Source organism: Bacillus cereus group sp. N8, assembly GCF_016483685.1.
GTDB classification, from domain to species: Bacteria; Bacillota; Bacilli; order Bacillales; family Bacillaceae_G; genus Bacillus_A; species Bacillus_A proteolyticus.
Genome location: NZ_JAEHBK010000160.1, coordinates 1 through 296, shown reverse-complemented (window position 1 = coordinate 296; position 296 = coordinate 1). Strand labels below are relative to the sequence as shown.

Below are 296 nucleotides of genomic sequence, written 5' to 3'. Positions count from 1 at the left end.
AAAGTAACTTTTGTAAGAAACACTATCTCTATGGAGGTGTGTCTATGTTATATGTTTTTCTAATCATAACAGGAGTACTTTACATTTCATGGTATGTCTACAAAAGAAGAAAAGACCATCATTTATACCAGCTCATCGCTCGGTTTAATAAAGAAGAACAGTTAAAACGTACTTTAGCAAAGGGGCTTTATTATCGATTTATACAGCCAGAAGAAAATGAAAAGTGTTCATCAGTATTTATACGTCAAACACCGTTGGAATTTGAAGCTTTTGTTGCTGATGTAATTGAAAAGTAT

1 pseudogene is annotated in these 296 nt (G+C 32.1%); it reads left to right on the top strand.

What is annotated here, in order from left to right:
* Nucleotides 1-44: 44 nt before the first annotated feature.
* Nucleotides 45-296, top strand: a pseudogene (locus tag JDS80_RS30855) (restriction endonuclease); the annotation flags it as partial.